A 26096-nucleotide genomic window follows, 5' to 3' on the forward strand; every position below is an offset into this window, starting at 1 on the left:
ACGGAACGGGGATGACAGGGCGGTGACAGATGAAGCGTAGCCAATATGAGGAATTGCTGGAGCCGATGCAGCTCGAGCTTGTGTCGATGGCGCGGTGGGCCAAGACCACGGGCGCGCGCATCTGCGTGTTGTTCGAGGGGCGCGATACGGCGGGCAAGGGCGGCACGATCAAGGCGATCCGCGACAAGCTGAACCCGCGCCAGTGCCGGGTGGTGGCGCTGGGCAAGCCGAGCGAGGCCGAACAGAGCCAATGGTATTTCCAGCGCTACGTCCCGCATTTGCCGAGCGCGGGCGAAATCGTGCTGTTCGATCGCAGCTGGTATAATCGGGCAGGCGTCGAAAGGGTCATGGGCTTCGCGGACGAAGAACAGGTGCAGCGCTTCCTCGAGCAGGCGCCGCAGTTCGAGAAGATGCTGACCGATGCGGGCATCCACCTGATCAAATATTGGCTGACCTGCGACCAGGCACATCAAGAGGAGCGGTTCGCCGAACGGCTGGCCGATCCCTTGAAGCGCTGGAAATTGTCGCCGATCGACATGGCAGCGCGGTCGAAGTTCGATGAATATACCAAGGCGCGCGAGGCTATGTTTGCCGCGACGCATGCCGAATGGGCGCCGTGGACGGTGGTCGACTATAACGACCAGAAGCGCGGTCGGCTGACGCTGATCCGCGACCTGCTCGACCGGTTGCCCGATACGCATGTCGAACCCGAACCGGTCGACTGGCCCGCGCTGGGCCACGCGCCCTATGACGAGGATTTTAAACTGTTGAAGCCGATTCCCGATTTTCCTGTGGAGACTGACTGATGCTGAGCACGCTTATCACCCTCGCGATCGGTTTCGCGGCGGGCTATTTCTACGCCAGCGCGCGCGGCAATGCGGCCTCGGTCGAGCCTCTCGACGAAGCGCGCGTCTCGGCGGATGCGATGAGCCGGATCGACGCGGCGATCGAGCGGGGCGAGAAAATCGAAGCCATCAAGATCGCGCGCAAGGATACGGGCGCGGGGTTGGCCGAGGCAAAGAAGTTCGTCGATGCCCGCAGCGCGAAGCTGCGCCCCGGCGATCCGATCGAGCGCTAGTCGGCAGCGGGCGGGTAGGGCGCGGCCGCACCATGGTCGACGCTGATGCTCTCGCTCAATACGAATTCCTCGCCGGTCCATTGCCACACGTGGATGTAGCGCGCGCCGCCGGTGAGCTCCCACGTCCCGTCGGCGCGGCGTTCGTGGAACGTGTGGTGGCCTTCCTCCAGCGCGCCCCAGTCGCCCAGCCTCTGCACGCGGCGCGAGCCCGGAACGAACAGGCGGCGATTGGCATAACCCTCCTGCGCCCCGCCCGGCAGGCGCGCGGCGCAACGTTCGCGCGTCCCTTCGATCATCGCGGCCTTGTCGGGTACGGCAAGTCCCGCGAGGTCGTGCACCATGCGAAAGTCGTCGGCGATGTAGCCCGAAAGCGCGTCGGCGTCGCAGCCTTCGAAAGCGGCGTAGAACAGGGCCGCATCGCGCCGCGCGATGGCGGCGTCCAGTGCGGCGCCGTCAGGCATGGGCGCGGCGGCGAGGGTGAGAATGGCGACGAGGGACATGGATAACTCCTAACTGTATGATCTATGCAATACAGCTAGGCAGCAAAATTTCAAGGGTTCGGAAAGGGATGCCCCCGACCGGGGGAGCCGGCCGGGGGCGGGAGAAGATCGATCGTTCAGCGCGGGTCGAAACGCGAGAAGATCCGGTCGATGAGCGGCGAGATGCGGTCTCGCCACGTCATCGCCACCAGCAGTAGCGGGACGGCGATGCACAGCAGGTAGATATACGTGTCCAACATATTGCCCTCCTTTCCTGTCCGGTGGGTGAGATCACATTAATCCGAATCAGTTTAACAATGAGTAAACAGGGTTCGGAACGGCGCGGCTTTGCCGATCATTGGTAGCTCTCTCACCAAGGAAGGACGAACCATGAGGATCATCACTGTCGTTGCCGCCGCTGCTGGCGCGCTGTCGCTGGCCGCGTGCGCCGAGGATAGCGCCGAAGAGGTGCTCGAAGACGAAATCGAAGCGACCGAGGACCATGCCGACCTGGCCGAGGAGCGCGCCGAAGCCGCGACCGACCCGGCAGAGGAAGCACGGCTGGAAGATCATGCCGACGAACTCGAGGACCGCGCCGACGCGCTCGAAGCCGAAGCGGATCGGGTCGAGGGTCAGTAGCGGCTAGGCGCGCTTCGCGTCTGCGTCCTCGCCGATGGCTTCGAATGGTGGCCCGAGCAATCGCGCATGCCATTCGGTGACTTTGGCGGGATCGGCCTCGTTCGTGGGGCGGTCGTAGTGGATCTGGGCGAGGTTGCCATTGGTCAGGCACACGATCGCACGGCCGCGCGAGGGGGCGTGGAGCGAGAGCGCCTCGACGCTGGCGAAGCGGCGGGTGCGGTCATCGGAAAAGATCGCCATGTGCGCGGGGAAGACGGGCGAGCCGCCGTCGAGGACATGAAGAATGACCTCATGCCCCTCGTCCTGCCGATCGACCGCGTCGATGGCGTTGAGGCGCAGCCGCAGCTTGGCGGCCATGTCGGGCGGCAGGATTTCCGCCAGCGCAGCGACGACGGCACGGTCATAGTCGGTGGGTGAACTGACCCCCTGAGAACGCAACCAGGAAAATAGTCCCATGGTGTCCTCCGGGCGCGGAGTTTAACAAAAGTTAAATGAGTCGCCAAGGTCCCCAAGCCGCCGAGCGCAGCGCCGCCGACGCGAAGCGTCGCCGATGCAGCGCAAAGAGACGGCGCCCCGACGGCCGGCGGGGCGCCTACTGGCGATCCCGTCCGACGGCGCGAGGCCGCCCTCGCGCCTTTACTTATCACCCAAATTGATGAAGCTTAGTAACGCTCGGTAACTTTGGGGGTCGGTATGAAGAGACCGAAGTGTGTCAAACGCGGCGAGAAAGCGCGGCTCTTTCCAATTCTGTCTGAAACTTCAAAAGAGGGGCGTACCTGCTCGATCTTTCTTGCGACCATGATGGCAGTCCGAGAGCTGAGCGCTAGGTTACTTGGCTCGGTAGGCCAAAGAATTGGAACGACTGCGAAAGTTCACGCTTACACAGAAATCGAGTTTGAGTGTGCGCCTAGAGAGAAGGATTTGGGTCGACCCGATGGCCTAATAGTTGTCGACGTGGGTAAGCGTCGATGGACTGCTCTGATTGAAGCAAAGGTTGGCCGCTCGGAAATTCAGGCAGAGCAATTGAATCGGTATTTGCAACAAGCCAAGCAAAATAAGATCGATGCTGTCATCACAATTTCAAATCAATTCTCGTCCTTTCCTCAGCATCATCCCCTGGCAAAGGACATTCGCGGCACCAAAGGTGTAGAGCTCTATCATTGGTCCTGGATGAAAATCCTAACTGAGGCTGAGCTGCTCTATCGGAACGACGAGATTATTGACAACGATCAAGCGCTCATTCTCAACGAATTCCGGCGCTTCATTTCTCACGAAAGTTCGGGCGTACAAGGCTTCGATCGAATGCCAGCAAGCTGGACCGAACTAGTGAAATCTGTGCAGTCCGGAGCGTCACTTTCCCGGAAGGGGCCTGTTGAAGAAGTGGCTGAAGCTTGGCAGCAGGAATGCCGTGATCTGTGCCTGATACTTTCCCGGCAACTTCAGTGTGAAGTTTCTCAAAGATTGAGCCGGGCCGCCTCTTCCGATCCGGCAAAGAGGTTTGAGGAAGATATCGCCAACCTTATAAATCACCAGCGATTAGCCGTTTCTCTTGTGATCCCAGGCGCTGCTTCCGATCTAGACGTCGTTGCGGACCTAAAAACGAGGAATATCTTCATCTCAATGGGACTTACTGCCCCGGGAGATAAGAAGGGTAATCAAGCCCGCCTCAGATGGCTTCTGCGTCAACTTCCCTCAGATGTCGATGACGATGTGCACATTCGATGCCGCTGGCCCGCTACATCGCCTGACACACAAGAATCTGCGCCAACTTGGCGCAATGACGTTGCGTTGATCGATGTAGGGAAAGGCAAGATGAAGTGCCATTCCTTTGAGGTTGTAAAGATCGTTGATTTGGGAGCTCGTTTTGGCACGCAAAAGCCGTTTATCGATCTTCTAGAGTCTGAGGTGCCGGAGTTTTACGAGGAAATCGGGCAAAACCTTCGAACTTGGACTCCGCCAGCTCCGCGAATCACAGAGGGTCGGGACAGGGCCGAAAACGTCTCGCCCTCAGCTATCTCGGAAGATGCTGAGGGCGATGAGTTGATCTTAAGAAACGAAGTTTAGAGCTACTTCGCCCCCTCAAACATATCCGCTTCGTCCTCGCCCGCGTCGGCGTCCACCAGTTCCTTCTTCGCGGTCATGCGGTTGTCGAAATTGTCCCACACGGTGTTCCAGTCGCCGCGGGTCGCGGCCTTCGAATATTCGGTCGCGCGGGTTTCGAAGAAGTTGGCATGTTCGACGCCATTCAGCAAAGGCGTCAGCCACGGCAGCGGGTGCTCGTCGACCATATAGATCGGCTTGAAGCCCAGCTGTCCCAGGCGCCAGTCGGCGATGTAGCGGATATATTTCTTGATCGACTTGGGCGTCATGCCCTCGACCGGGCCCATTTCGAAGGCGAGGTCGATGAAGTTGTCCTCGAGCCGCACGACCTTCTGGCAGCAGTCGATAATGTCGTCCTTCACGCTCTGCGTCAGGCAGTCGCGCTCTTTCACGAAGGCGTGGAAGAGGCGGGTGATGCCCTCGCAGTGGAGGCTTTCGTCGCGCACCGACCAGGAGACGATCTGCCCCATGCCCTTCATCTTGTTGAAGCGCGGGAAGTTCATCAGCATGGCGAAGGAGGCAAACAGCTGCAGCCCCTCGGTGAAGCCGCCAAACATGGCGAGCGTCTTGGCGATGTCCTCGTCATTGTCGACACCGAACTCGTTCATGTAATCGTGCTTGTCGGCCATTTCCTTATATTGGAGGAAGGCCGAATATTCGCTCTCGGGCATGCCGATCGTGTCGAGCAGGTGCGAGTAGGCGGCGATGTGGATCGTCTCCATGTTGGAGAAGGCGGCCAGCATCATCTTGACCTCGGTCGGCTTGAACACGCGGCCATATTTGTCGTGGTAGCAATCCTGCACCTCGACGTCGGCCTGGGTGAAGAAGCGGAAGATCTGCGTGAGCAGGTTGCGCTCATGCTCGGTGAGCTTCTGCGCCCAGTCGCGGCAATCCTCGCCCAGCGGCACTTCCTCGGGCATCCAGTGAACCTGCTGCTGGCGTTTCCAGAAGTCGTAGGCCCAGGGATATTCGAACGGCTTATAGGCTTTGCGGGCTTCGGTCAGGGACATGTCGGACTTCTCTTCTTCAGGTCAGGCAGATTGGACAAAGGGCCGCGCGTTACATCAACGCGGCGACGAGGATGACGATTCCGGCGAGCGCCTGGAGCGCGGCCAGCGCCTTGCGCGGAACATCGCCGAGGCTATCGCGATTGAACAGGCCCCACGAGGCGACGAGCATGATGATACCGGCGACGATCATCAGGATTTGCGGCAGTTCCATAAGACTAACTCCTGGCTTCGTGGGTGTCGCTTACTGCGACTGGTTTCCCGCTGGCGTCGGCGGTGGTGAGAAGCCGCGGCGCCAGCGGGAATAGCGGAAACTGGGTGGCGGGGCGCGTCATGCTACGCCTCCGCCGTGAGGATGAGCCACTGCAGCAGCGCGACGAGCACGCCGAGCACGAACAGCAGCCAACCGTAGAATCTGACGACCCGAATGAAGCGCGGACGGCGCATCATGCGCAGTTGCCAGACGATCATTCGCCGCTGCAGGTTCATGAGTCCGCGCGGCGCGAGGATCAGGGCGAGGCCCAACACAACCGCGACCGCGGCGAGCGCGAAGGCAGCAGAAGGTGCTATGGTCGGCACGGCTCATCCTTCCATCCCCAGCGCGATCCAGACGAGCAAGCCCGACACGAGCGGGGCGGACAGGAGGAGGGCATTGCCCATCTTCACCTTGTCGCCGCCCTGGCCGCGCGCCCACAGCCCGATCGCGACGTCGGTCACGAAGAGAAAGGCGGCGAGCGCGAGGAGGATCGTGCTTGTGTCCATCGGTCTACTGGCAGGCGAGGCACTCGTCATAGTCGGTCGAGGGCAGCTCGTACTTGGCGGCTTCGGACGTGTTGTCCTTCTCAACCCCGCCAGCGAAGCCGGCGCGCTGCACCGACTTGGAGCGGAGGTAATAGAGCGATTTGATGCCCAGCTCCCACGCGCGGTAGTGGAGCATCAGGAGGTCCCACTTGTCGACGTCGGCCGGGATGAAGAGGTTGAGGCTCTGCGCCTGGTCGATCATCGGGGCGCGGTCGCCGGCAAGCTCGAGCAGCCAGCGCTGGTCGATCTCGAAGCTGGTCTTGTAGGTCGCCTTCTCTTCTTCCGAGAGGAAGTCGAGGTGGGCGACGCTGCCGTCATTCTCGAGGATCGAGTTCCACACCTGGTCGCTATCCTTCGACTTCTCCTGGAGCAGCGCCTGGAGGTGCGGGTTCTTCACGATGAAGCTGCCCGATAGCGTCTTGTGGGTGTAGATGTTCGCAGGAATGGGCTCGATGCAGGCGGAGGTGCCGCCGCAGATGATCGAGATGGACGCGGTCGGCGCGATCGCCATCTTGCAGCTGAAGCGCTCCATCGCGCCCATGTCGGCGGCGTCGGGGCAGGGCCCGCGCTCCTTGGCGAGCATCATCGAGGCTTCGTCGGCCTGCGCGCGGATATGTTTGAAGATCTTGAGGTTCCACGACTTGGCCATCGCGCCCTCGAAGGGGAGGCCGCGGGCCTGAAGGAAGCTGTGGAAGCCCATGACGCCGAGTCCGACCGAACGCTCGCGCTCGGCGCTGTATTTGGCGCGGGCCATCTCGTCGGGTGCGCGGGCGATATAGTCGCTGAGCACGTTGTCGAGGAAGCGCATAACGTCCTCGATGAACAGCTTGTTGCCGCTCCACTCGTCCCACGTTTCGAGGTTGAGCGAGGAGAGGCAGCAGACCGCGGTGCGATCGGCGCCGAGATGATCGGTGCCGGTCGGCAGCGTGATCTCCGAGCACAGGTTCGACGTCGAGACCTTGAGGCCCAGATCGCGGTGATGCTTGGGCATCGAATTGTTCACCGTGTCGGCGAAAACGATATAGGGCTCGCCGGTGGCGAGGCGGGTCTCGACCAGCTTCTGGAACAGCGCGCGGGCGTTGACCGAGCCGCGCACTTCGCCGGTCTTGGGCGACTTGAGTTCGAACTCGCTGCCGTCGCGGACCGCTTCCATGAACTCGTCGGTGATCAGCACGCCGTGGTGCAGGTTCAGCGCCTTGCGGTTGAAGTCGCCCGATGGCTTCCGGATTTCGAGGAATTCCTCAATCTCCGGATGGTGGATGTCGATATAGCAGGCGGCCGAACCGCGGCGCAGCGAGCCCTGAGAAATGGCGAGCGTGAGGCTGTCCATCACGCGCACGAAGGGGATGATGCCGCTGGTCTTGCCGTTGAGGCCGACGGGTTCGCCGATGCCGCGCACGCTGCCCCAATAGGTGCCGATGCCGCCGCCCTTGGAAGCGAGCCAGACATTCTCGTTCCAGGTGCCGACGATGCCGTCGAGGCTGTCGGATACCGAGTTCAAGTAGCAACTGATCGGGAGGCCGCGTCCGGTGCCGCCGTTCGAAAGAACGGGGGTGGCAGGCATGAACCACAGGTTCGAAATATAGTCGTAGATGCGCTGCGCATGCTTCTGGTCGTCCGAATAGGCCGACGCGACGCGCGCGAAGAGATCCTGGTAGCTCTCGTCGGGGAGCAGGTAGCGGTCCTTCAAGGTTTCCTTGCCGAACTCGGTCAGCTTCGCGTCACGCTTGGAATCGGTGACGATCTTGAACCGGCGTTCGTGGACTTTCTTGGAATCCGATACGGCTTCGGTGACGTCATCGGCCGTGACGTTTTCACCCGTCGAAAGGTCCATTTGGTTACTCCCCATGATTCGGCTGACCTGGCAGCCAATGTTCTACACTTGTTCCCCCGTGATAGCGAGTCATTCGACGCTCTATCCACAAGCTCCAGGGGACACTGCTTGAGGGACCATCCCCATGATCCCCGTTACACACAGCTTCCCCCTTCCCGGAAATGGTGATCCCGGGCCCTCAACACAAGTGGTTGGGCTGTGTCCCCTGTCGCTACACAACCTATAGTGTCGAAACGGGGATTCGAGCGCAAGAGTCATTTTTGCAACTCAACGCAATTTTAACGGTTGCCAACCGCTAAATCCGCAGCCTTCCACGCTTTTTTCCGGTGAAAATTTTTCACCGGTTTCGGGCGCGGGAATCATGTTGCGGTGCAACCCCCTTAGGAGTTCCGGGATGTGCTCTTTTGGCGTGGCTCAAACGACACGCGTCGCGCTTGCGATGCGGAGCTCGCGGGTCGACCGTAACGCGACTCCAACGAACTTGACCGCCGACAACAAAAAAGGCGGCCACCCCTCGGCAGCCGCCCCAATTGTGATGGCTAAGATCAGCCTTCGATCTCGGTGCCTTCCATTTCGGCTTCGACCTCGGCGGCAGTGCAGTCGCCAAGGCGCTTGCCCGTCATCGATCGGGTCATGTTGTAGTCGCCCGGACCTGCGAAGAAGGTACCGGTCTGCACTTCGCCTTCAAGGCCTTCGGCGGTAAATTCGCCATCGACCTGGAGGTTGACCTGTCCGGTCTTCCCGTCGCGCGAACAGGTCAGCTGCTGACGGACCTTGCCGCGGCGGAAATAGGCACCGGCATCGATCGTGCAATTGTCATTCTCTTCGCCGAAGGCTTCGGGCGGCAGGAGGCCGTCTTCGCCGACGCACACCTTGCTCGTGCGGACGTCATCCGCCTTGAGCGCGGTCCCAGCAGTGCTGCCTTCGGTGACTTCGAGCGCAGTGACGGTCGAGGTGATTTCATATTCGCCCGGCAGCAGCGTATCGACCACCTCCGCAGTCATGTCTCCACCGTCGGCGGACGGTGCATCGGTCGCTTCCCCGCCGCATGCGACAAGCGCAAAGGCCAGCGCCGTCGTCCCGGCAATCCTAGTCGTCAGTTTCATTGTCATTCTCCCCTGAAGGTTCATCGGGTCGTGCCGACCCCAATTTCGTGCAATCGCCGACCCGCCTGGCGGAAATGTCCATGACCATCGTCGCGCCCTCCGGCCCGACGCCCTTGCTGGTCAGCGTAAAGTCGTATCGGTCGGATGCATAGGTACCGGTCAATTCATTGTCCTGGACGATGTCGCCGGTGACGCAGCGCATCGATGCCTCGATCTCGCCGTCCGCCATCCGGAAGCCGGCATAGGCGCAGTCGCTTTGCGCGCCCGAGAAGAAGTCTGCGTCGGGTTCGGTCACTTCTTCCTGGGTCAGGCAAGTCGAAAATTTCTGTGCCCCGATCCGCGCTTTCAACTCGGCGGCTTCGCTCTCGCTGATGTTGGAGATGTTGAGAATTCGGCTGGTCGACTCCCACTGGCCGGCGCGAAAGAACTCGCCCTCGTTGGCGAGCCGACGCATCGTTTCGGCGACCTCGTCATGGCTGACGATGGCAGGCTCCTCCGGCTCGGCCGAACAAGCGGCAAGCGCGGACAGTGCCAGAAATGCAAACCCCGTGCGGATCAAATCCTCTCCCCCGGCGCGCAGCTTAGGCAAAGTCGCGTCGATGACAAGCGTGTTAGCGTTTCGATTTGCCGTGGGTGGGCGCATGGAAGCCGGGCGGCTTGTTGGCGATCCACGCCAGAAAACGTGCAATCGCCGGCTCGCGGCGGAGATCGCCGACGTCGTGGCCGATCGCCTCGAGCGCCTTGTTGTCGAGCGTCTTGTGCAGCGTCCGGTGACAGATGGGGTGGACCGGCACGGTCTCGCGGCCGCCGCGCGCCTTGGGAATGGGATGGTGCCGCTCGACTTTACGGCCGAGCGGCCGTTGGCAGAGCCAGCAAGGCTCCCCGCTTGCGATCAACCCATCTCGCTGCCGTCGCACTCGCCGACATGGCGACCCTCGACATGCATCTTGATCAGCCCGTCACCCTGGGGCGTCTGCATCTGCATTTCGTTGTCGCTCGAATAGCTGGTCGGCGTGTGCGTGCCCGACATGGTCATCCGCATCGTTTCGCCGCCCTGGCCCTTGCAGACCGCTTTGGCATTGACGCTGTCGCCGTCCATTTCGAACGTCTCCCAGCTGCAATCGCCGTTGGTTTCCTTCCAGAGGGCTTCGGGATCCTGCTCCGCTTCCTCGGCGGTCAGGCAATAGTTGATGCCCGCGCCGGCAAACATGGTCTTGGCCAAATCCTTCATTTCGGGCGGCATGCCGGGGATGTTCATTTCGATGACCTCGGTGGTCACCTCCCAGCGACCGGGGACGGGTTTGGCCATATCGGCCGTCGCGGCCATCACCTCGTCGTTGGTGATCGTGCCGTCGCCATCGGCATCGACGCTGCCGCTTTCGCCGCAGGCGACCAGTGCGAGGCAGCCGGTCATCAGGATCATGGTGCGCATCACTCGTCTCCCCTGTTTCGTCCAGACTCGCAACTTTGCACGTCCATCCCCATTAAGGGAAGGATGGCCATCCAGATTCGTACTTCGCTGCAGGAGCCCGAGACGGGCGAGAGCTTCGTCCCGCATCGTCCCCCGCGCCCCGAAAAGGCGGAGGGCGGCAAGCCGTTCGTGCTGCATTCCGATTATGAGCCGGCGGGCGACCAGCCGACCGCGATCAAGGAGATCGTCGAAGGCATCAGGGATGACGGCGAGGTCAGCCAGGTCCTTCTCGGCGTCACCGGTTCGGGCAAGACGTTCACGATGGCCAAGGTGATCGAGACGCTGCAGCGCCCGACGCTGGTGCTCGCGCCCAACAAGATACTCGCGGCCCAGCTCTACGGAGAGTTCAAGCGGCTCTTCCCCGAGAACGCGGTGGAATATTTCGTCAGCTATTACGACTATTACCAGCCCGAGGCCTACGTCCCGCGCTCCGACACCTACATCGAGAAGGAAAGCTCGGTGAACGAGGCGATCGACCGGATGCGCCACTCGGCGACGCGCGCGCTGCTCGAGCGGGACGACGTGATCATCGTCGCATCGGTCAGCTGCCTCTACGGCATCGGCTCGGTCGAAACCTATTCGGCGATGACCTTCAGCCTCAAGAAGGAGCAGGTGGTCGACCAGCGCGAGATTATCCGCAAGCTGGTCGCTCTACAATACAAGCGCAACGACACGAACTTCGCTCGCGGGAGCTTCCGGGTGCGGGGGGACAATCTCGAAATCTACCCGTCGCACTATGAGGACATGGCGTGGCGGATCAGTTTCTTCGGGGATGACATCGAGGAAATTCTCGAGTTCGATCCGCTGACCGGCAAGCCGGGCGCGAAGCTCGACAGCGTCAAGATTTACGCCAACTCGCACTATGTGACGCCGGGGCCGACGCTCAAGCAGGCGAGCGAGGCGATCAAGCACGAGCTCGCCGAACGGCTCAAGGAGCTGGAGGCGGAGGGCAAGCTGCTCGAGGCGCAGCGGCTCGAGCAGCGGACCAATTTCGACCTCGAGATGATCGCCGCGACGGGGAGCTGTGCCGGGATCGAGAACTATTCTCGCTTCTTGACCGGACGCCTGCCGGGCGAGCCGCCGCCGACGCTGTTCGAATATCTTCCCGACAACGCGCTGCTGTTCGTCGACGAGAGCCACCAGACCGTCCCGCAGATCGGCGCGATGGCGCGCGGTGACCACCGGCGCAAGATCACGCTCGCCGAATATGGCTTCCGCTTGCCGAGCTGTATCGACAACCGCCCGCTGCGTTTCAACGAGTGGGACGCGATGCGCCCGCAATCGCTGTTCGTCTCGGCGACGCCGGGGCCGTGGGAGCTGGAGCAGACGGGCGGCGTCTTCTCCGAACAGGTCATTCGCCCGACCGGCCTTATCGATCCGCCGGTCGATATCCGCCCGGTCGAGGACCAGGTCGACGACCTCGTCAACGAAGCGCGGCTGACCGCGAAGGCGGGCTATCGCACGCTGGTCACGACGCTCACCAAGCGGATGGCCGAGGACCTCACCGAATATATGCACGAGCAGGGGCTGAAGGTCCGCTATATGCATTCGGACGTCGAAACGCTCGAGCGTATCGAGCTGATCCGCGACTTGCGTGTGGGCGTCTACGACGTGCTGGTGGGCATCAACCTGCTGCGCGAAGGGCTCGACATTCCCGAATGCGGGCTGGTCGCGATCCTAGATGCGGACAAGGAAGGCTTCCTGCGGTCCGAAACGTCGCTGGTGCAGACGATCGGCCGTGCGGCGCGTAACGTCGACGGGCGGGTGATCCTTTATGCCGACAGCGTGACCGGTTCGATGGAGCGGGCGCTGGCCGAGACGCAGCGCCGCCGCGAGAAGCAAATCGCCTATAACGAAGAGCATGGCATCACGCCCGAGAGCACCAAACGCGAGATTGCGGATTTGCTCAAGGACGTGAAGGACAAGGATGGCGAGGCCTATGCCTCGACGCCCGACACGCCGCCGATGCAAGGCCACAACCTGCGCGCCTATATCGGCGAGCTCGAAGAGAAGATGCGCAAGGCCGCTGCCGATCTCGAATTCGAGGAAGCCGCGCGGTTGCGTGACGAAATCCGCAAGCTCGAGGATGACGAACTCGGCATTCCCGACGGCGAGAAAGCCGCGCCACGCGTCGGCTTTTCCAACGCCGGTAAGCCGGGCACGCGCAAGACGCGCTACGGCAAGACGCGGTACAAGAAGATGGGGGGACGGCCTTAATCCCGTAGGCACTGGCGAGGCGACTGGCGCGTTGGGACGACATGATCAACCTGACGATAGCCACGATGAGCCTTGCAGCCCTGACCGCCGGAGAATGCCGGACGATTGCCGACTTTGGCGCTCCCAACGAGATCGACCGCTGGCAGGTGGTCAACGATGGCGTGATGGGCGGCCTGTCGCGCGGGCAGATTGCACCGGCTGGCGACGCCATGCGATTTTGGGGCGAGATCAACACGGACGGGGGCGGATTTTCCTCGATCCGGCATCGCTTGGACCGCGGTGAATTGGCCGGCGCGACGCATCTTCGCGTGACGATGGACGGCGATAGGCGCGACTATCAGTTATCGCTTCGATCCAACGCCAGGCTCTACGGCCGGTCGATCGCCTATCGCGGGTCGTTGCAGCCGTCGAACGGCGTGGCGACTGTCGCGCTGGACGGTCTCGAGCCGTCCATCTTCGGGCGGCGCGTGCCCGCCCCCGCATTCGACCCTGCTGCCGCGCGCAGCGTTGGCTTCATCCTGGCCGACGGTCGCGACGGACCGTTCGAGATGAAGGTGCGCAAGATCGAGGCTTGCAGCGCCTAGTCGCAACCCGCCTCGACCGCAGCCCAGCCCGCGCAATCGATCGGGGTCAAGTCGAGCACGGGCTGTTCTTCCCATCCGTCTTCGCGAAGCACCGCGCTTTCGTTCCGAAACGTGCCGTCGCTAAGCCGGACCGTCCGCCCGCGCACGACTTGGAATGTGCCGTCGGGGTAGACGTACCGCGCATCGGGAAAAAGTAACGAGCCGTCATCCTGCAGCTCGGTCAGGCCTTCGGTCACGCCGCCAGAAGAGGCGTAATAGGTGAAGGCGATCGCTTCCTTCGTGCCATCGTAGTGGTAGATCGTCTCCCCGCGGTAATCGGTGTCGACCCCGCGCACGACGTGCCGAGTGCGTATGTGGCCGCCCGGCATTTCCTCGGCGCACATCACGTCATAGGCCGGTCCGTCACCGAATTGGCCCCGCCAGCATTTGCCAACGAGAAACCGGAGGGGTGCCAGCCCGTCGGAAGCGACCGGAGGCTTGGGGATTATCACTCCCTCAACCTCGTCGCGACTGGCAATCGCTTTTTCCAGCTCACCGAACGTCCAGCGATTGGCCTGTTTGAAGAAGGCGAGCATCGGCTGCCATTCCGCGTTGTCACGATAGCCGATGCCCCAGCTTGTCACGCGCGTGCGCGCCACACCCAGCGGCTCGAATTCGATGACATTGTAGAGCTGGTCGGCTTCGGCGCGAATGGCGTCGGTGAGCCAGTCGGCTTGCACAGGGGCCAGATCGGCCTGGAGCGTTAGCAGGCGTTCCGGGACATAATTCACGATCCTTGTCTCGATTGTTCCGGGATCGCCGATCGCGGCGTTTTCATCATAATGGGATCGGATCGATCCTCCCGGCCTTAAATCCACCCGCACGAGTGGTGCCATCCACGATGCCGCGCCAGCATCGGTCGTGAAGAGGGCCCAGACACTCGAAAGCGGCGCATCGAGAACGACATCCTGCTTCAGAAAAAGCTGCCCGTCTTCAGCGGTGATGATCGTGTCGTCCTGCTGCTGGCCGGCAAAAGCGGTGGCCGGCTGGAGCGAAACGAGCGCGAGTGCGAGTAGGCGCTTCATCCTAGTTCAGTGCCCCGATGATCGCACCGAACAAGGTGAATGCGACCGTCGCGTAGCCTGCGTTGATGGCCCACAGTCCGAAGGGACGGTCTTCGAACAAGTCGTTGATGCCCATGAACGCGCCGACCCAGAACAGCCCGGCGGCAAAGCCGTACATCGCGCCGTGCTGGAGCGAGACTTCGGGGCCCAGGAACATCGCGAAGACGGCGGCGGCGAACAGGCTGAGGATGAAAGCGAGGCCAAAGACCTTGGCCTTGTTCATCGCAGCAGCTTTCTCCTCGGTCATGCCGGTATGTGCCATCCACGCTTTGCCGAACAGCGGACCGTACCAGAGCCCGCCAAGGACGAATGCGGAGACGGCGGCGAGGCCGACTGCGAGCCAGTTGAGTTCCATTTTTACCCTCCCTGTTGCGGGGCGTCAGGCAGCCTGCCTTTGCCCCATGAGCATGTCGAAATGGGTACGCAGTACGGCGACGCTTCGGTCGAACAGGCCGATGTCGCGATGGGTGCGGGCCTGCATGATCCCGCCCTCCATGATGGTGAGCACGAATTCGGCGAGCGCCTGCTTGTCGGTGTCTTCAGGCAGCCTTTCGGAGGCGCCATCGAGACAGGCTTTCACCGCGCCGACCCAATTCGAGAAATTCCTGGCGATCAGTTCGCGCACGCGGGGGTCGGGCTCGCTGATCTCGAGCGCGAGATTGCCGATCGGGCAGCCGTGCGCATAGTCGCTGGTAAGCAGCATGACGCGATAGCCGTTGAGCAAGGCGAAGATCCGTTCGATCGGATCGTCCACCTCTGCCCAGGCATAGGCGAGCAGATTTTCTTCGATCCCGTCGCGATACCATTCGAGCACGGCGACCAGCAGGTCCTGCTTGCCCGGGAAAAAATGGTAAAGACTGCCGGAGTGGACCTGCGTGCGGCTCAGGATGTCCGCGATGCTGGTCGAGTTAAAGCCCTTTTCCCAGAACAGGTCGCGGGCGGCCTCGACGATCTTGGTGCGTGTGTCGCGGTTGCGGGGCTCGGTCATGAGCCCCGCTTAGCGCAGCTTGAATGATCATTCAACTCAGGTGAGGACGCCGTTAGCGCGCTGCTTTCGCGCGTAGACGAACAGGGCAATGGTGATGCCGACCACGACCAGCGGCATGACGGTAAAAATTCCGCCAGTCAGTTCCTCAGGTTTGTCGGCAAAGATCAGGTCGTATCCGATCCCCACGATCGCCCCTAACGCGGAGATGCCGAACGCCGTGACGGCATGGCGTTGGCGGAGCAAAAGCAGGATGGACCCCAATATCCCACCCCAGACGCCAAGCGCCCAGCCGATGTCGGCAAGAAGCGGCGCGCTTTCCATGTATGCGATCGTTTCTTCGACCGGTAGCGGGAGAGCCGAAAGATAGGCCTCGTTGTGCGTCCGGGTCATGACATAGTCGAAGCCACCATAGCTGTTCCAGAGCAACGAAATGATCCCGACGGCCCAGAGATGGCCCGGTGTCTGCTGGTTAGTAGTCATTGATATGGCTTCCTCTTACTGCAGTACGCCGTTGGCTTTCTGCTTTCGCGCATAGGCGAAGAGCGCGATGGCGATGAATACCACACCGACCATGATCGGGTCGATGCCCGACCCGCCAAGCTCTTCGGGTCGATCGGCCGAGCCGAGCATGCCCATGACCAACCCGCCGACGGCGCCGATCAGTGACAGCGCGAGCGTGGCGACCGCATTGGCGTTGCGCATCAGCAGCAGGATCGCGCCGACGACCCCACCCCAGACGCCGATGGCCCAGAAGAAGTGCGTGATCAGCGGTGCCCGTTCGACCCAGTCGAACACGATCTGCGGGTCGACACCCGGCATCATCGTTTCGATCCATCCGGCAACGCGGAACTGGGTCATCGTGTAATCGAGCGCGCCAAAGCTGTTCCACAAGAGCGCGAGGATGCCGACGATCCACAGATGGGTCGGCGTTTTCTGCATGGTCATCCGACAGCCCTCCTAGCTCAAGACGCCCATGGCGGTCATGCGGCGCGCATAATACCAGAGCAGCGCGAGCTGCACGCCGATGAAGATCGAGAAGATCATGGATCCGGGCGTGGCGAGTTCGGCAGGTGGGGGATTGGTCCCGAAGCTGTGCACAGCTGCGACAAGGTAGGCGATGGTGCTGACCGCGAAGGCCGTGACGGCCGAGGATTTGCGCATCAGGAGGAGGACGCAGCCGATGACCGCAGCCCAGACCGAGACCGGCCAGGCGATCTCCATCCAGATGGGAAAACTGTCGTACCAAGCGAGCATGTCTTCGGTCAGCTGCGCCATGTAGATGTCGACCTTGAAGCGCATCATGAGATAGTCGAGCGCCCCCATCGCGTTGAACAACAATGCGAGAATGCCGATAATCCAGAGATGCGTGGGTGCCTTTGTGGCAGGTGCGGTGGCCATGAACATTTCCCCCTAGCAATGTTTCGGTGCCGACATGAGGCGCGCGTCCGTAGCGACTGTCAAGGTCACTTCGTCGAACGATCCTTTCCGACTTGCCCCGCGCTGCTAGGGTGGCGACTCGAAGGGAGGCGTCCATGAACCACGATCTCGACCCGGAGGGCCGGCGGCTGCCGGTAAGACTGGGCGGCGTTTCCAACGGCGAATTCAACCCGCTCCCCAAGAGGCCCAAGCAACGCGCCATCGACCATGTGGCGCACGAGACCGCGAGCCTGCACGCGCGCAAGCTTGGAATCGGGCGGCGCGCCTTCATGACCTCGACGATGGGCGTGGCGGCGGTTCTGTCGGCGTGCAATGCCGCCAATCCGAAGGCGGGCGGACGCTATGCGCTCGAGAAAGACGCGAGCCTAGATGATGCCGCGGCGAACGCCACGCTGGCCGGGGACGAGTTCATCTTCGACGTGCAGCTTCACTGCGTCGATCCGTCGATGGCGTGGGCCGACGGACCTGATGGCGCGGTGTGGCTCGGCGCCCTTCGCAACGTGTTTTCGCAGCGCGAGAAATGCGCCGAAGACAGTTTCGACTGCTATTCCGCGCAGACGCTGGCGAAAGAAGTCTTCCTCGACAGCGACACCGATGCGGGGGTGATTTCGGCGCTGTGGGGCACGGACGAGACCAGTCCGACCCCGACCGCCTATGCCGCCGAAGCGGCGGAAGTGATCGAGGCGATGGACGGCGACCGTCATCGCTGCCTTATCCACGGCGGCGTATTGGCCAACGAGCCCGGCGAGATCGAGGCAATGGAGGAGAAGGCGAAGACGCACGGCGTCGCGGCGTGGAAACTCTATCCGCAATATAGCGTGACAAAACCGGGCTATTTCCTCGACGAACCCGGCCCCGCCGAGGCGTTCTTCGACAAGGCGCGGTCGCTGGGCGTGAAGACGGTCGCGGTGCACAAGGGAATTAGCCTGTTTCAGCAGGATCCGGCGCTTTCATCGCCAAAGGACATGGGTCCGGCAGCGCGCGCGAACCCTGACTTCACCTTCCTGACCTATCACTCGGGTTATCAGCCCGGGCTGGCCGAGGGACCTTACGACCCCGACAATCCGCGCGGGGTCGATCGGCTGATCAAGTCGTTCCTCGACGCGGGGTTTGAACGCAACCAGGGCAATCTTTATGCCGAGATGGGCGCGGTATGGAAGCTCGTGATGGGCAGCCCCGAGCAGGCCGCACATTATCTTGGAAAGCTGCTCAAATATATGGGTGAGGAGCGGATCATCTGGGGCACCGACAGCCTCTGGTTCGGCAGCCCGCAAGACCAGATCCAGGCGCTGCGCAGCTTCGAGATCAGCGAAGAATATCAGGAGCGATACGGCTATCCCGCGATCACTGCCGATATGAAGCGTCGTATCTTCGGCCTCAACGCGGCAGCGGTGTACGGGCTCGATGTCGAAGCGATGAAGACCGGGCGGTTCGACACGACGCGTGATGCCTATACCGAGGCTCGCAATCCGAGTTTCCGGAGCTATGGGCCGACCGATCGGCGTGGCTTCCTGGCGCTTCATGCCGACAGGCCGGGCGCTCCGGGCTAGGCAACGCGGTCGCTTTCTGCGAGTTGGAGGATCATGACGAACAAGCTTTTCATTTCCGCCGCTGCGCTCGCGCTGGTCGCCTGCGCCCGTACCGAACCCATTCCCGACGATGCGCTCGACAATGTCGAGCCGCCTGCGCCCGTTGCGCTTGATGAGGACGATGCCGCCACGGCGCCGCAGCTCACGCCCGGCATGCGCTGGGAGATCGACGAGGCGGCCAATGCCGCGCTCTACGGCGCCGACCGCGCGTCGCCCGCGCTCTCGATCCGCTGTGACGAGGACGAACGTGCGCTGGTCCTGACGCGCTATTTCCCGACCGTGCCCTCAGGAGCGGGGACGATGACGCTGACCGGTGGGGGGGCTATTGCCAGCGTGCCGGTATCGGCCGAGCAGAATGAGGGGCGCCCCGGTGGCCGCCTGACCGCGACGCTTGACATGGGCGACCTGGCTAACAGCGTAGGTACGGTGTTCCGTTCAGGCGAAGTCATCAACGTCAGCGTGACCGGCGCGGAGCCCGTCGTGCTGATGGGCGGGAGCGAAGTGTCGATGATCCTCGACGCCTGCCTCGGCACGGCTGACAACAGTGTCACCGAAGAGGTTTATGACGCAGAGACCGCTGCCGACGAGGCCTAATTCTCTGTCGCGTCGGGTGCCGCCCAGGCAAGCTCGACCGTGTCGCCAGTTCCTTCACGCCTGACGATTCCGGTCGCTCCGGCATCGCGCAGGGCGTTCGCGACGATCGCGACCGCGTCCGTGTCTCCGGTTAGCGTGATCGGGGCTTCCACCCTTTGCTGGGCCCAGGCGGCGAGTGCGACCGACGAGGCGTCTGGCGTGCCATCTTCATTGACGGCGATGGTCGGCAGCGGACGAGCCGGCGGCACGAGCGCGAGGCTCCAGCCCGGGGTCCGCTGGGCGACACGGCGCTCGAGATCGCGATAGGCCGACAGGGTCGCGCCTTCGATCGGGCGCGCGCGTACTCGCGCCGTGCGGGCCACGCGGTCGATCGTGATCGCTTCCTTGTCGACGCCCGCGATCAACGCCAGCCGGTCGGTCAGGTCATCGATGGCGCGTTGGGTCGCCTCGGCCTGCGCGCGGGAGCGGGCAGCCGCCAGTTCGGCCTCCTCCGCAGCTCCGGCATCGACGGGCACGCGGAATTGGTCCAGCGTCACGACGACTGGCTTGTTCAACTGCGCCGACAATTGCTCCTCGATCCGCGCTTCGGCCTCTTCGCGGAATTCGGGCGTGAAGATGGTGGCGCTGACCTGCACCGGCTCGCTGTCGAAGTCGATGACCGGCGTCTCGACACGCGCGCGGTCGCCGAATTCCTTGTTGAGCGACTGCGTGGCGAGCCGTTGGGTGAAGGCCTCGTCGCGGATCTGGCTGAGGGTCAGGTAGAGCGGGATCGAAAGCAGGAAGAGCGCGAACAGGATGACCACCGACTGGAGCAGCGTGTGCTGCTTCGACAGCTGGGTGCTGAACCCGTAAAGCCTCGCCATCGCGGCCGATGTCGCGGCGATGGTGATCAGGTTGGTGATGAACAGCATCAGCGCTCCGCCGAAGACCGCCCAATTGAGCGTCGCAAGACCGAAGCCGACCACGGCCAGTGGGGGCATCAAGGCGACGGCGATCGCCACGCCGACGATCGTGCCCTGCCGCCCGCGGATCATCGCGAAAGCACCTGCAAGGCCGGAGAAGAAGGCGACGCCGAGATCGAGCAGGTTGGGCCGCGTCCGCGCCGCAATCTCGCTCGTGATGGTCTGGATCGGGCTCATCCACGTGATGACTGCGGCGATGAAAATCGCGGTGACGACGCCGACGAACAGGCATTTCGAACTGTCGCGTAGCCAGCGCACGTCCCAGCTCGCGAGCGCGAATCCTGCGCCGATGATCGGGCCCATGAGCGGTGACAAGAGCATGGCCCCGATGACGACGGCAGGCGACGAGAGGATCAGGCCGAGGCAGGCGATGCCCGCTGACATGGAGATCATGAAGAGATAGCGGCCGTCGAGCCCGCCTTCGTCCTTGACGCGGCGGATCGCTTCGTACTGGTCGACCGTCTTGACGAAATTGCGCCGCCACCATTGGCGGAGGCTGGCGAGGATACGCAGTCGCTCGCGCTGGCGAATGCGTTGTTCTTCGGCCTTGCGGGCCGACTCGGCGTCTTCGTCGAGCGTCACGGTGTCGTTCATGCGCGCATCTTGTCGTTTCGCCGACAAAAGGAAAGGGGCGATGCGTCGCCGCACCGCCCCTCCTGCCCCCGCATGTGGGGTGACGGATTAGAAGCCGACGTTGAGCGAAACGCTCGCGCCGGTTTCGTTGCCGTCATCCTTTTCGAAGGTCATCGACACGGCAGTGTCGAGACGCACGCTCGAGAAGAGCTGTGCCGAGAAGCCACCGGAAAGGCGACCGTAGAGGCCATCATCTTCTTCGCCGAGGTTCCAGCTATTGACGATGCCCGGGCTCGTGGTCTGCGAGAAGCGGTACATGCGCATGCTGTCGCCCATGTTCTTCTCGAACGCGAAGCGCGCGTGCGGACGGACCTGGATGCCCCAATTGTCAAAGTCGCCGCGCATGTCGATGCCAAGCGAGCCGCGGCCCGAGGAGAAATCGATCGGGTCGACGTTAAGGTTGAGTGCCGCATCGCCGCTTTCGGTGTAGCCGTCGAGATCGACCTTGGCATAGTCGTAGGCGATGCTCGGCCCGACCCGGAAGATGCCTGCATTGAGCAGGTAGCCGATCTTGCCGCCGTAGACGAAGTGGTCGCCGTCAAACTCTGCCGAACGCGAGAGTGCGTCGATGTTGCGCACGCCTGCGCGCTCGATCTCGTGATCGTCCCAGCCTGCGCCGACATAACCCTGAAGGTAGATCGGGCCGAGCGCGTAGGCCGCGTAGCCGCCGACTTCGATGCTGGTCGCTTCGCCCTCGGCAGTGCGGTTACCATAGTCGAACTTGGGCATTGCGTAGCGGGCCATCCCGCCGACGACGAAGTTGCCGACGCCGACCTCGACACCGCCATGGATGCCGAAGGCCGAAGTGTCGAACGTATTCTGCCACATGGTGCCCGTGACACCGCGGCTCGAATAGTCGCCACCGGCGTAGATCTTGAAGCCCTCGGCCATGTCACCGTCGCGCGGGGCGGTGCCATCGATGCGGGCGGTCAGCGTGCGACCGAAGTGGCGCGCATTGTCCATCGCCATCATCGCATTGCCGTCGATCGTCAGCGGAGCATTGAGCTGCGCAGCGATATATTCGGCGATGACGCGGTTGGTGGCCGTCGTCGGGTGCAGCGCGTCGCCATAGATGACGTAATTGCTGCTATCGACCACGCAGGCCGTGTCGACCACGAACAAGGGGCAGGCGAACTCGCCGATCCCGAATTCGGGGTTGGCGAGGATGTTTTCCACCACCTGGTTACCGTCGAGATAGTGAACCATCACGCCATTCGCTGCGAAGCCCGCGAGCGTGGTCTGGATGCCTGCGTTATAGGAAGACGCGAAGGCCGAGCGGACCGCAGCAGCGTTGGCCGGATCGGGCTGGAACGCGACTTCGGGCGCGGTCGACGTGTCGATCGCGATGTAGGAGATGTTCTGCGCTCCGGCCTGGATCAGCGTGTTGAGGCCGAACGAAGCCTGCGCAGCCGACGTGGCACCGGCCACGGCCGCACCCGCGACGTCGCCGCCGGTCTGCTGGTAGATGCGCCCGTCATTGCCGCCCAGCGAGAGCAGGACCAGATCGTCGGATTCAAACGTGCCGCTGACGCTCGGGAAGATCCCCGGGATCGGGAAGCCGGCGCCGCCATTGAGGAACAGGCTGTATTGGGTCGCGAAGCCCGGCAGACCCGCATTGGTGTTGCTGTTGTCGGTCAGCGCACCGCCGATCGCAAAATCGTCGAGCGAGGCGTTGAGCTCTTCGGCGAGCGTATCGGCGATCGACAGGCCGCCCGAGAAACGGCCGGTGGGATAGACGGCGGCAGCGCTCGGCGGCAGGCCGACTGTCGCATCGACGATGGCCAGCGCGTTGCCGGTATCGACCGTGCTGTCGCCGAAGGAGACGACGCGGGTGATTTCCTGCGCGCTGGCGGCCTGAGGCGCGATGAGGGCGGCGCCCGCAAGGAGGCTCGCCGAAAGAAGGCGGGTCTTGGTCATGAAATTTCCTCTCCATGCACGAGGGGTACGGCCCCCCAGTGAAACTGTGCACGAACTTCATGGCGCGGGCGACAAAGCAACACAAGTGTCAGTAAGGCAACAGGGGGTCGATTTTCCCGTCAGCGTGGCGTTGCTGCAAGCCTGCTCATCAGGATGGCGGCGCGCTTGGCCTGCCGCCAGACCGACGGGATGTCGACGCGCTCGTCGGGGCTGTGGCTGCCATAAACGACCGGGCCGAGCCCGTTGATGCCGTCGATCAGGTGCGCGACGTAGCTGATGTCGGCGGCGCCGCGGCGCGAGGGGTCAAGCGCTTCCATTTCCGGGAGCCCCATGTCGCGATTGACCACGTTGAGCGCGGAGAGCAGCGCGGCGTTGCCCTCGGTAGGGGGCATTGGCGGATAGGCTTCGTCGAACTCGATGGTCGCGCTGGTGCCCGGCAAATTCTCGGCGACAATGGCGCGCATGGCCGCCTGGGTGCGCGCGATCTGCTGGCGGGTCATGGCACGCAATTCGCCGCGCAGGATCGCCGCGGGGGCGACGATATTGGTCTTGCCGCGCGCGGTCGTGCGGATGAGGTCGTCATCGATGGTCGTCTCTTCGCCGCCCGCAATCAGCCCGATATTGTAGGTCAACCGCTCCTCGCCGTAGCGTAGCTTCTCGCGGAAATCGTCGACGATGCGCGCGGCCTCGTAGATCGCGCCATAACCTAGCCCGTCGGAGAAGACGCCCGAACTGTGCCCGCTCCTGGCCTCGACGCGGATGGTGTAGCTGCCGAAGGAGCGGCGCGCGATCGACCCCATGTCGCGCCCGTCGAGCGTGACGAGACCCTCATAGTCAAGGGCAATGTCGCTCTCTTCGGCAGCGTCGATCAAGTGCGCGCGGGACAGTTCGAGTGGCGAGCCGCTATCTTCTTCGTCGCCGGTGATCACGGCAATAATATCAGCCCCGTCGAGCGTTCCCGCGTCGCGCATGGCTCGCAGCGCCGTGAGCATGACGACGACCCCGCCCTTATTGTCGCCGACCCCGGGGCCGTATGCGTTTTGACCTTCCTGGGTGTAGGTCTGGAAGTCGCTGTCGGGTTCGAACACCGTGTCGACATGGCCGATCAGGAGGATGCGCTTGCCGGTACCGTCGCCGCGATGGCGGGCGATCAGGTGGCCGGCGCGGTCCGTGCCCGGCACCTCGACCCATTCGGTATCGAAGCCCAGCGCATCGAATTTCTTCCCGACCAACGCTCCGACCTCGCGCACCCCGTCATGGTTCATCGTCCCGCTGTTCCGGTTGACGAGATTGGCGAGCAGCGAAAGCGCGTCGGACTGCTGCGCATCGACCGCCTCGACCATCGATCGTTCGGTAGGCGACAATTGCGCGACGGCAGAAGCCGGAAGCGCAAAGGCAATGGCGAGCGTGAGCAGGGGACGGATCATGGCGAGAGCCTAGTCAGGGCAGCAGGCAAGAGCAATTGGATAAACACCCTGTCCTACAATGTGCCAAATAGGTTGGTAAACGTGCGACTCGGGAAGGAGGATGCATGGCAAGACCACAAATTTACGCATCGGGAGAGAGCGCGGACACGCTCGCGACCGGTTTGCTCGAAGCGCTGCTTGAACGCGAAGGGGGATATGTGAACCATCCCGCCGATCGCGGCGGCCCGACCAATTTCGGAATCACGCAGGAGGTGGCGCGGGCGCAGGGCTACCATGGCGACATGCGCGACCTGCCACGCGCCGAGGCGCTCGACATCTACCGCCGACTATACTGGCTGCGTCCCGGATATGACCGGGTGGCGCGGCGCATGCCGATGATTGCTGCCGAGCTGTTCGATACCGGCGTCAACATGGGTCCTGCGGTGGCGACCACCTTCCTGCAGCGCGCGCTCAACGCGCTCAATCGCAACGAGGACGATTATGCCGATTTGGTCCCTGACGGGCGGGTCGGTCCCAAGACGCTCAACGCGCTCGACGAGTATCGCGCGGTGCGGGGCGATCGCGGCGGTGAGCGCGTGCTGCTGCGCGCGCTCGAGGCGCTGCAGGGCGAACGCTACTTGCGGCTCGCCGAACGGCGGCCGGCGAACGAGGCCTTTCTATACGGCTGGCTCGCGAACCGGTTGGGACAGGCGGACTAGGGGAGAATGACGATGGGGTTGATTGAAAGCATTATCGGACCGGTGTCGAAACTGCTCGACAAGATTATTCCGGACAAGCGCGCGCGCGAACAGGCGCAGCGGGAGCTGCTCAGGTTGCAGCGAACGCAGGACCTGCAGACGATCGAAGTGCAGATGAAGGCTATCATCGCCGAGGCGCAGTCGGTCGATCCGTGGACCAGTCGCGCACGGCCGAGCTTCATGTACGTTATGTACACGCTAATCCTCTTCTCGATCCCGATGGGGATGATTAGCGTCGCCGACCCGGCCACGGCTCGCGCGATCGGTGAAGGCATGACGCACTATCTTCGCGCCTTGCCCGAGGAGCTCTACGCGCTCTTCGGTACCGGCTATCTAGGCTACACGGCAGCCCGGACCTGGGGTAAGGTCAAGGGCGTGGAGCGGTAATTGCTCGCATCTGCAGCACGTCGATGTTGCATTGCGAAACGAAACTGGGTTGAATGGCGGCAGGAAAGGACGCGACCATCTCCAGGCTTGCCGCCATCGACCACAAGCTCAAGCGCCGACTCCGGCGTTACAAGAGGCGCGCCATGCTGGCGGGCGAGATGAGCCTATGGGCACTCGGCCGGGTCGGCCTTTCGCCCGTGGCCATGCTCGATGCGGCATCGCGGGTGAAGGGCGACAAGGACGTGCGCTGCCTCGCACGCGGCATTCCCTACGGCGATGATCCGCGCCAGCGGCTCGACCTTTGGGCGCCCAAGAAGCCTGGCCACGACCCGCTCAAGGTCGTCATCTTCTTCTACGGCGGGGGCTGGGTCGTCGGCGAGCGCGGCGAGTTCGGCTATGTCGGACGAGCGCTAGCGCAGCGCGGTTTCCTTTCGGTGATGCCCGACTACCGGCTCGCTCCGCACGCACGTTTTCCAGACTTCATCCATGACGGCGCGCAAGCGCTCAAATGGGTGAGCGAGAATATCACGACCTTTGGCGGCGATCCCGACAAGATCGCGATCGCTGGTCACAGCGCGGGCGGTCACCTCGCCGCGCTGCTCGCGCTCGATCCGCGCTATCTCGAAGGGGAGGGGCTCGACCCGGCGATCATCAAGGCCGCAGCGCTGCTTTCGACCCCGACCAATTTCTATCCCTTCATCGACCCGCGTGCGATCAAGGCATTCGGCGATCACGAGCCGCATACCGACACGCAGCCGATCAATTTCGCCCGCGCCGACGCGCCTCCGATCCTGCTGCAGACCGGCACGGCCGACATCACCGTGCGCGCGCGCAATTCGCAGCAATTGGCGCAAGCGCTCGAGGATGCAGGGGCCGAAGTCGACCTCAAGCTTTATCGCGGCGCGACCCATAGCGACCCGGTCAAGGCGTTCAGCCCGCTCTTCACCCGCTATCCGATCGTCGAAAACCTGGTGGACTGGTTGAACGCCAAGCTGGCATGATCGCC

Annotated in this window: 32 protein-coding genes; 11 read left to right on the forward strand and 21 right to left on the reverse strand. The window is 62.9% G+C overall.

Going from position 1 to position 26096, the window contains the following annotated elements; translation table 11 throughout:
* The first annotated feature begins 29 nt into the window (after positions 1–29).
* Both ppk2 and KTQ36_RS02830 read left to right on the forward strand, forming a co-directional pair.
* A complete protein-coding gene (ppk2, locus tag KTQ36_RS02825) occupies positions 30–806 on the forward strand; it encodes a polyphosphate kinase 2 (protein ID WP_218632242.1) in 777 nt (258 codons plus the stop codon).
* Positions 806–1078 carry a ribosomal protein L7/L12 gene (locus KTQ36_RS02830; RefSeq protein ID WP_218632243.1) on the forward strand — a complete coding sequence of 91 codons (273 nt, stop codon included), beginning with the start codon at positions 806–808 and terminating at the stop codon, positions 1076–1078. Before ppk2 ends, KTQ36_RS02830 begins: the two co-directional genes overlap by 1 nt.
* On the opposite strand, the gene KTQ36_RS02835 is transcribed toward KTQ36_RS02830, so the two are convergent.
* Complete coding sequence (locus KTQ36_RS02835) at positions 1075–1578, reverse strand: DUF4440 domain-containing protein (protein WP_218632244.1); 504 nt, start codon at positions 1576–1578, stop codon at positions 1075–1077. The genes KTQ36_RS02830 and KTQ36_RS02835 overlap by 4 nt on opposite strands.
* A 116-nt stretch (positions 1579–1694) precedes the next feature.
* Positions 1695–1817: a hypothetical protein gene (locus KTQ36_RS11275; protein WP_255554125.1), complete on the reverse strand. Its 123-nt coding sequence runs from the start codon at positions 1815–1817 to the stop codon at positions 1695–1697.
* A 130-nt stretch (positions 1818–1947) separates the two neighbouring features.
* Between KTQ36_RS11275 and KTQ36_RS02840 the strand changes: the two genes are divergently transcribed.
* Positions 1948–2196: a hypothetical protein gene (locus KTQ36_RS02840; protein WP_218632245.1), complete on the forward strand. Its 249-nt coding sequence runs from the start codon at positions 1948–1950 to the stop codon at positions 2194–2196.
* 3 nt (positions 2197–2199) lie between these two features.
* On the opposite strand, the gene KTQ36_RS02845 is transcribed toward KTQ36_RS02840, so the two are convergent.
* Positions 2200–2652, reverse strand: coding sequence for a hypothetical protein (locus tag KTQ36_RS02845; protein WP_218632246.1), 453 nt, complete (start codon positions 2650–2652; stop codon positions 2200–2202).
* Positions 2653–2889: 237 nt separating this feature from the next.
* Here KTQ36_RS02845 and KTQ36_RS02850 point away from each other — a divergent pair, with 237 nt between their 5' ends.
* Positions 2890–4260 carry a hypothetical protein gene (locus KTQ36_RS02850; protein WP_218632247.1) on the forward strand — a complete coding sequence of 457 codons (1371 nt, stop codon included), beginning with the start codon at positions 2890–2892 and terminating at the stop codon, positions 4258–4260.
* Positions 4261–4262: 2 nt separating this feature from the next.
* Here KTQ36_RS02850 and KTQ36_RS02855 read toward each other — a convergent pair whose 3' ends face one another.
* From KTQ36_RS02855 to KTQ36_RS02895, 9 genes are all read right to left on the reverse strand, one after another.
* The gene (locus tag KTQ36_RS02855; protein ID WP_218632248.1) at positions 4263–5306 is read right to left on the reverse strand and encodes a ribonucleotide-diphosphate reductase subunit beta; all 1044 of its coding nucleotides are present in this window, start codon (positions 5304–5306) and stop codon (positions 4263–4265) included.
* Positions 5307–5355: 49 nt separating this feature from the next.
* Positions 5356–5517 carry a hypothetical protein gene (locus KTQ36_RS02860; RefSeq protein WP_218632249.1) on the reverse strand — a complete coding sequence of 54 codons (162 nt, stop codon included), beginning with the start codon at positions 5515–5517 and terminating at the stop codon, positions 5356–5358.
* 122 nt (positions 5518–5639) lie between these two features.
* Positions 5640–5882 (reverse strand): hypothetical protein, encoded by a 243-nt coding sequence (locus tag KTQ36_RS02865; RefSeq protein ID WP_218632250.1) that lies wholly within the window; start codon positions 5880–5882, stop codon positions 5640–5642.
* 3 nt (positions 5883–5885) lie between these two features.
* The gene (locus KTQ36_RS02870; protein WP_218632251.1) at positions 5886–6065 is read right to left on the reverse strand and encodes a hypothetical protein; all 180 of its coding nucleotides are present in this window, start codon (positions 6063–6065) and stop codon (positions 5886–5888) included.
* Positions 6066–6069: 4 nt separating this feature from the next.
* Complete coding sequence (locus KTQ36_RS02875) at positions 6070–7938, reverse strand: ribonucleoside-diphosphate reductase subunit alpha (protein WP_255554136.1); 1869 nt, start codon at positions 7936–7938, stop codon at positions 6070–6072.
* A 545-nt stretch (positions 7939–8483) separates the two neighbouring features.
* Entirely contained in the window at positions 8484–9044 is a 561-nt protein-coding gene (locus tag KTQ36_RS02880; RefSeq protein ID WP_218632253.1) for a DUF3617 domain-containing protein, read from the reverse strand.
* Complete coding sequence (locus KTQ36_RS02885; RefSeq protein WP_218632254.1) at positions 9028–9603, reverse strand: DUF3617 domain-containing protein; 576 nt, start codon at positions 9601–9603, stop codon at positions 9028–9030. The genes KTQ36_RS02880 and KTQ36_RS02885 overlap by 17 nt, the downstream gene beginning before the upstream one ends.
* 52 nt (positions 9604–9655) lie before the next feature.
* On the reverse strand, positions 9656–9937 hold the full coding sequence (locus tag KTQ36_RS02890) for an HNH endonuclease (protein ID WP_218633793.1): 282 nt from the start codon (positions 9935–9937) through the stop codon (positions 9656–9658).
* Positions 9937–10476: a DUF3617 domain-containing protein gene (locus KTQ36_RS02895; protein ID WP_218632255.1), complete on the reverse strand. Its 540-nt coding sequence runs from the start codon at positions 10474–10476 to the stop codon at positions 9937–9939. Before KTQ36_RS02895 ends, KTQ36_RS02890 begins: the two co-directional genes overlap by 1 nt.
* Positions 10477–10539: 63 nt before the next feature.
* Here KTQ36_RS02895 and uvrB point away from each other — a divergent pair, with 63 nt between their 5' ends.
* Together uvrB and KTQ36_RS02905 are read left to right on the forward strand one after the other, a co-directional pair.
* Positions 10540–12732: an excinuclease ABC subunit UvrB gene (uvrB, locus tag KTQ36_RS02900; RefSeq protein WP_218632256.1), complete on the forward strand. Its 2193-nt coding sequence runs from the start codon at positions 10540–10542 to the stop codon at positions 12730–12732.
* Between the two features lie 65 nt (positions 12733–12797).
* Positions 12798–13316 (forward strand): CIA30 family protein, encoded by a 519-nt coding sequence (locus tag KTQ36_RS02905; protein WP_218632257.1) that lies wholly within the window; start codon positions 12798–12800, stop codon positions 13314–13316.
* Here KTQ36_RS02905 and KTQ36_RS02910 read toward each other — a convergent pair.
* The 6 genes from KTQ36_RS02910 to KTQ36_RS02935 are packed head-to-tail and all read right to left on the reverse strand — an operon-like array spanning position 13313 to position 16805.
* Positions 13313–14380: an SRPBCC family protein gene (locus tag KTQ36_RS02910; RefSeq protein ID WP_218632258.1), complete on the reverse strand. Its 1068-nt coding sequence runs from the start codon at positions 14378–14380 to the stop codon at positions 13313–13315. The two genes, KTQ36_RS02905 and KTQ36_RS02910, sit on opposite strands and share 4 nt — an antisense overlap.
* A 1-nt stretch (position 14381) precedes the next feature.
* Positions 14382–14774: a DUF1761 domain-containing protein gene (locus KTQ36_RS02915; protein WP_218632259.1), complete on the reverse strand. Its 393-nt coding sequence runs from the start codon at positions 14772–14774 to the stop codon at positions 14382–14384.
* Positions 14775–14798: 24 nt separating this feature from the next.
* Positions 14799–15407, reverse strand: a complete 609-nt coding sequence (locus KTQ36_RS02920; RefSeq protein ID WP_218632260.1) for a TetR/AcrR family transcriptional regulator — start codon at positions 15405–15407, stop codon at positions 14799–14801.
* 36 nt (positions 15408–15443) lie between these two features.
* Positions 15444–15887, reverse strand: a complete 444-nt coding sequence (locus tag KTQ36_RS02925) for a hypothetical protein (protein ID WP_218632261.1) — start codon at positions 15885–15887, stop codon at positions 15444–15446.
* 15 nt (positions 15888–15902) lie between these two features.
* Positions 15903–16352: a hypothetical protein gene (locus KTQ36_RS02930; RefSeq protein ID WP_218632262.1), complete on the reverse strand. Its 450-nt coding sequence runs from the start codon at positions 16350–16352 to the stop codon at positions 15903–15905.
* A 12-nt stretch (positions 16353–16364) separates the two neighbouring features.
* A complete protein-coding gene (locus KTQ36_RS02935) occupies positions 16365–16805 on the reverse strand; it encodes a hypothetical protein (protein ID WP_218632263.1) in 441 nt (146 codons plus the stop codon).
* A 134-nt stretch (positions 16806–16939) separates the two neighbouring features.
* On the opposite strand from KTQ36_RS02935, the gene KTQ36_RS02940 reads away from it, so the two are divergent.
* Together KTQ36_RS02940 and KTQ36_RS02945 are read left to right on the forward strand one after the other, a co-directional pair.
* Positions 16940–18394, forward strand: coding sequence for an amidohydrolase family protein (locus KTQ36_RS02940; protein ID WP_218632264.1), 1455 nt, complete (start codon positions 16940–16942; stop codon positions 18392–18394).
* Positions 18395–18427: 33 nt separating this feature from the next.
* Positions 18428–19027 (forward strand): hypothetical protein, encoded by a 600-nt coding sequence (locus KTQ36_RS02945; protein ID WP_218632265.1) that lies wholly within the window; start codon positions 18428–18430, stop codon positions 19025–19027.
* Here KTQ36_RS02945 and KTQ36_RS02950 read toward each other — a convergent pair.
* From KTQ36_RS02950 to KTQ36_RS02960, 3 genes are all read right to left on the reverse strand, one after another.
* The gene (locus tag KTQ36_RS02950) at positions 19024–20583 is read right to left on the reverse strand and encodes a DUF389 domain-containing protein (protein ID WP_218632266.1); all 1560 of its coding nucleotides are present in this window, start codon (positions 20581–20583) and stop codon (positions 19024–19026) included. The genes KTQ36_RS02945 and KTQ36_RS02950 overlap by 4 nt on opposite strands.
* A gap of 87 nt (positions 20584–20670) precedes the next feature.
* Positions 20671–22539 (reverse strand): autotransporter domain-containing protein, encoded by a 1869-nt coding sequence (locus KTQ36_RS02955; RefSeq protein ID WP_218632267.1) that lies wholly within the window; start codon positions 22537–22539, stop codon positions 20671–20673.
* Positions 22540–22658: 119 nt separating this feature from the next.
* A complete protein-coding gene (locus tag KTQ36_RS02960) occupies positions 22659–23966 on the reverse strand; it encodes a M20/M25/M40 family metallo-hydrolase (RefSeq protein WP_218632268.1) in 1308 nt (435 codons plus the stop codon).
* Positions 23967–24070: 104 nt separating this feature from the next.
* Here KTQ36_RS02960 and KTQ36_RS02965 point away from each other — a divergent pair, with 104 nt between their 5' ends.
* The 3 genes from KTQ36_RS02965 to KTQ36_RS02975 are packed head-to-tail and all read left to right on the forward strand — an operon-like array spanning position 24071 to position 26091.
* Positions 24071–24664 carry a glycoside hydrolase family 108 protein gene (locus KTQ36_RS02965; protein WP_218632269.1) on the forward strand — a complete coding sequence of 198 codons (594 nt, stop codon included), beginning with the start codon at positions 24071–24073 and terminating at the stop codon, positions 24662–24664.
* Positions 24665–24676: 12 nt separating this feature from the next.
* Complete coding sequence (locus KTQ36_RS02970) at positions 24677–25090, forward strand: holin family protein (RefSeq protein WP_218632270.1); 414 nt, start codon at positions 24677–24679, stop codon at positions 25088–25090.
* 53 nt (positions 25091–25143) lie between these two features.
* Positions 25144–26091, forward strand: a complete 948-nt coding sequence (locus KTQ36_RS02975; protein ID WP_218632271.1) for an alpha/beta hydrolase — start codon at positions 25144–25146, stop codon at positions 26089–26091.
* Positions 26092–26096: the final 5 nt, after the last annotated feature.

The sequence above is a fragment of the Sphingomicrobium clamense genome (assembly GCF_019264355.1).
In the GTDB taxonomy this organism is placed as follows: Bacteria; Pseudomonadota; Alphaproteobacteria; order Sphingomonadales; family Sphingomonadaceae; genus Sphingomicrobium; species Sphingomicrobium clamense.

Excerpts from the sequence above, each read along its gene's own strand:
- uvrB (WP_218632256.1), top strand. The coding sequence starts at position 10,540 with ATGGCCATCCAGATTCGTACTTCGCTGCAGGAGCCCGAGACGGGCGAG.
- KTQ36_RS02975 (WP_218632271.1), top strand. The coding sequence starts at position 25,144 with ATGGCGGCAGGAAAGGACGCGACCATCTCCAGGCTTGCCGCCATCGAC.
- KTQ36_RS02835 (WP_218632244.1), bottom strand. The coding sequence starts at position 1,578 with ATGTCCCTCGTCGCCATTCTCACCCTCGCCGCCGCGCCCATGCCTGAC.
- KTQ36_RS02945 (WP_218632265.1), top strand. The coding sequence starts at position 18,428 with ATGACGAACAAGCTTTTCATTTCCGCCGCTGCGCTCGCGCTGGTCGCC.
- ppk2 (WP_218632242.1), top strand. The coding sequence starts at position 30 with ATGAAGCGTAGCCAATATGAGGAATTGCTGGAGCCGATGCAGCTCGAG.
- KTQ36_RS02910 (WP_218632258.1), bottom strand. The coding sequence starts at position 14,380 with ATGAAGCGCCTACTCGCACTCGCGCTCGTTTCGCTCCAGCCGGCCACC.
- KTQ36_RS02970 (WP_218632270.1), top strand. The coding sequence starts at position 24,677 with ATGGGGTTGATTGAAAGCATTATCGGACCGGTGTCGAAACTGCTCGAC.
- KTQ36_RS02920 (WP_218632260.1), bottom strand. The coding sequence starts at position 15,407 with ATGACCGAGCCCCGCAACCGCGACACACGCACCAAGATCGTCGAGGCC.
- KTQ36_RS02870 (WP_218632251.1), bottom strand. The coding sequence starts at position 6,065 with ATGGACACAAGCACGATCCTCCTCGCGCTCGCCGCCTTTCTCTTCGTG.
- KTQ36_RS02930 (WP_218632262.1), bottom strand. The coding sequence starts at position 16,352 with ATGACCATGCAGAAAACGCCGACCCATCTGTGGATCGTCGGCATCCTC.
- KTQ36_RS02860 (WP_218632249.1), bottom strand. The coding sequence starts at position 5,517 with ATGGAACTGCCGCAAATCCTGATGATCGTCGCCGGTATCATCATGCTC.
- KTQ36_RS02950 (WP_218632266.1), bottom strand. The coding sequence starts at position 20,583 with ATGAACGACACCGTGACGCTCGACGAAGACGCCGAGTCGGCCCGCAAG.
- KTQ36_RS02880 (WP_218632253.1), bottom strand. The coding sequence starts at position 9,044 with ATGAAACTGACGACTAGGATTGCCGGGACGACGGCGCTGGCCTTTGCG.
- KTQ36_RS02845 (WP_218632246.1), bottom strand. The coding sequence starts at position 2,652 with ATGGGACTATTTTCCTGGTTGCGTTCTCAGGGGGTCAGTTCACCCACC.
- KTQ36_RS02830 (WP_218632243.1), top strand. The coding sequence starts at position 806 with ATGCTGAGCACGCTTATCACCCTCGCGATCGGTTTCGCGGCGGGCTAT.
- KTQ36_RS02935 (WP_218632263.1), bottom strand. The coding sequence starts at position 16,805 with ATGGCCACCGCACCTGCCACAAAGGCACCCACGCATCTCTGGATTATC.
- KTQ36_RS11275 (WP_255554125.1), bottom strand. The coding sequence starts at position 1,817 with ATGTTGGACACGTATATCTACCTGCTGTGCATCGCCGTCCCGCTACTG.
- KTQ36_RS02940 (WP_218632264.1), top strand. The coding sequence starts at position 16,940 with ATGAACCACGATCTCGACCCGGAGGGCCGGCGGCTGCCGGTAAGACTG.
- KTQ36_RS02855 (WP_218632248.1), bottom strand. The coding sequence starts at position 5,306 with ATGTCCCTGACCGAAGCCCGCAAAGCCTATAAGCCGTTCGAATATCCC.
- KTQ36_RS02875 (WP_255554136.1), bottom strand. The coding sequence starts at position 7,938 with ATGGACCTTTCGACGGGTGAAAACGTCACGGCCGATGACGTCACCGAA.
- KTQ36_RS02840 (WP_218632245.1), top strand. The coding sequence starts at position 1,948 with ATGAGGATCATCACTGTCGTTGCCGCCGCTGCTGGCGCGCTGTCGCTG.
- KTQ36_RS02895 (WP_218632255.1), bottom strand. The coding sequence starts at position 10,476 with ATGCGCACCATGATCCTGATGACCGGCTGCCTCGCACTGGTCGCCTGC.
- KTQ36_RS02955 (WP_218632267.1), bottom strand. The coding sequence starts at position 22,539 with ATGACCAAGACCCGCCTTCTTTCGGCGAGCCTCCTTGCGGGCGCCGCC.
- KTQ36_RS02965 (WP_218632269.1), top strand. The coding sequence starts at position 24,071 with ATGGCAAGACCACAAATTTACGCATCGGGAGAGAGCGCGGACACGCTC.
- KTQ36_RS02925 (WP_218632261.1), bottom strand. The coding sequence starts at position 15,887 with ATGACTACTAACCAGCAGACACCGGGCCATCTCTGGGCCGTCGGGATC.
- KTQ36_RS02960 (WP_218632268.1), bottom strand. The coding sequence starts at position 23,966 with ATGATCCGTCCCCTGCTCACGCTCGCCATTGCCTTTGCGCTTCCGGCT.
- KTQ36_RS02905 (WP_218632257.1), top strand. The coding sequence starts at position 12,798 with ATGAGCCTTGCAGCCCTGACCGCCGGAGAATGCCGGACGATTGCCGAC.
- KTQ36_RS02850 (WP_218632247.1), top strand. The coding sequence starts at position 2,890 with ATGAAGAGACCGAAGTGTGTCAAACGCGGCGAGAAAGCGCGGCTCTTT.
- KTQ36_RS02915 (WP_218632259.1), bottom strand. The coding sequence starts at position 14,774 with ATGGAACTCAACTGGCTCGCAGTCGGCCTCGCCGCCGTCTCCGCATTC.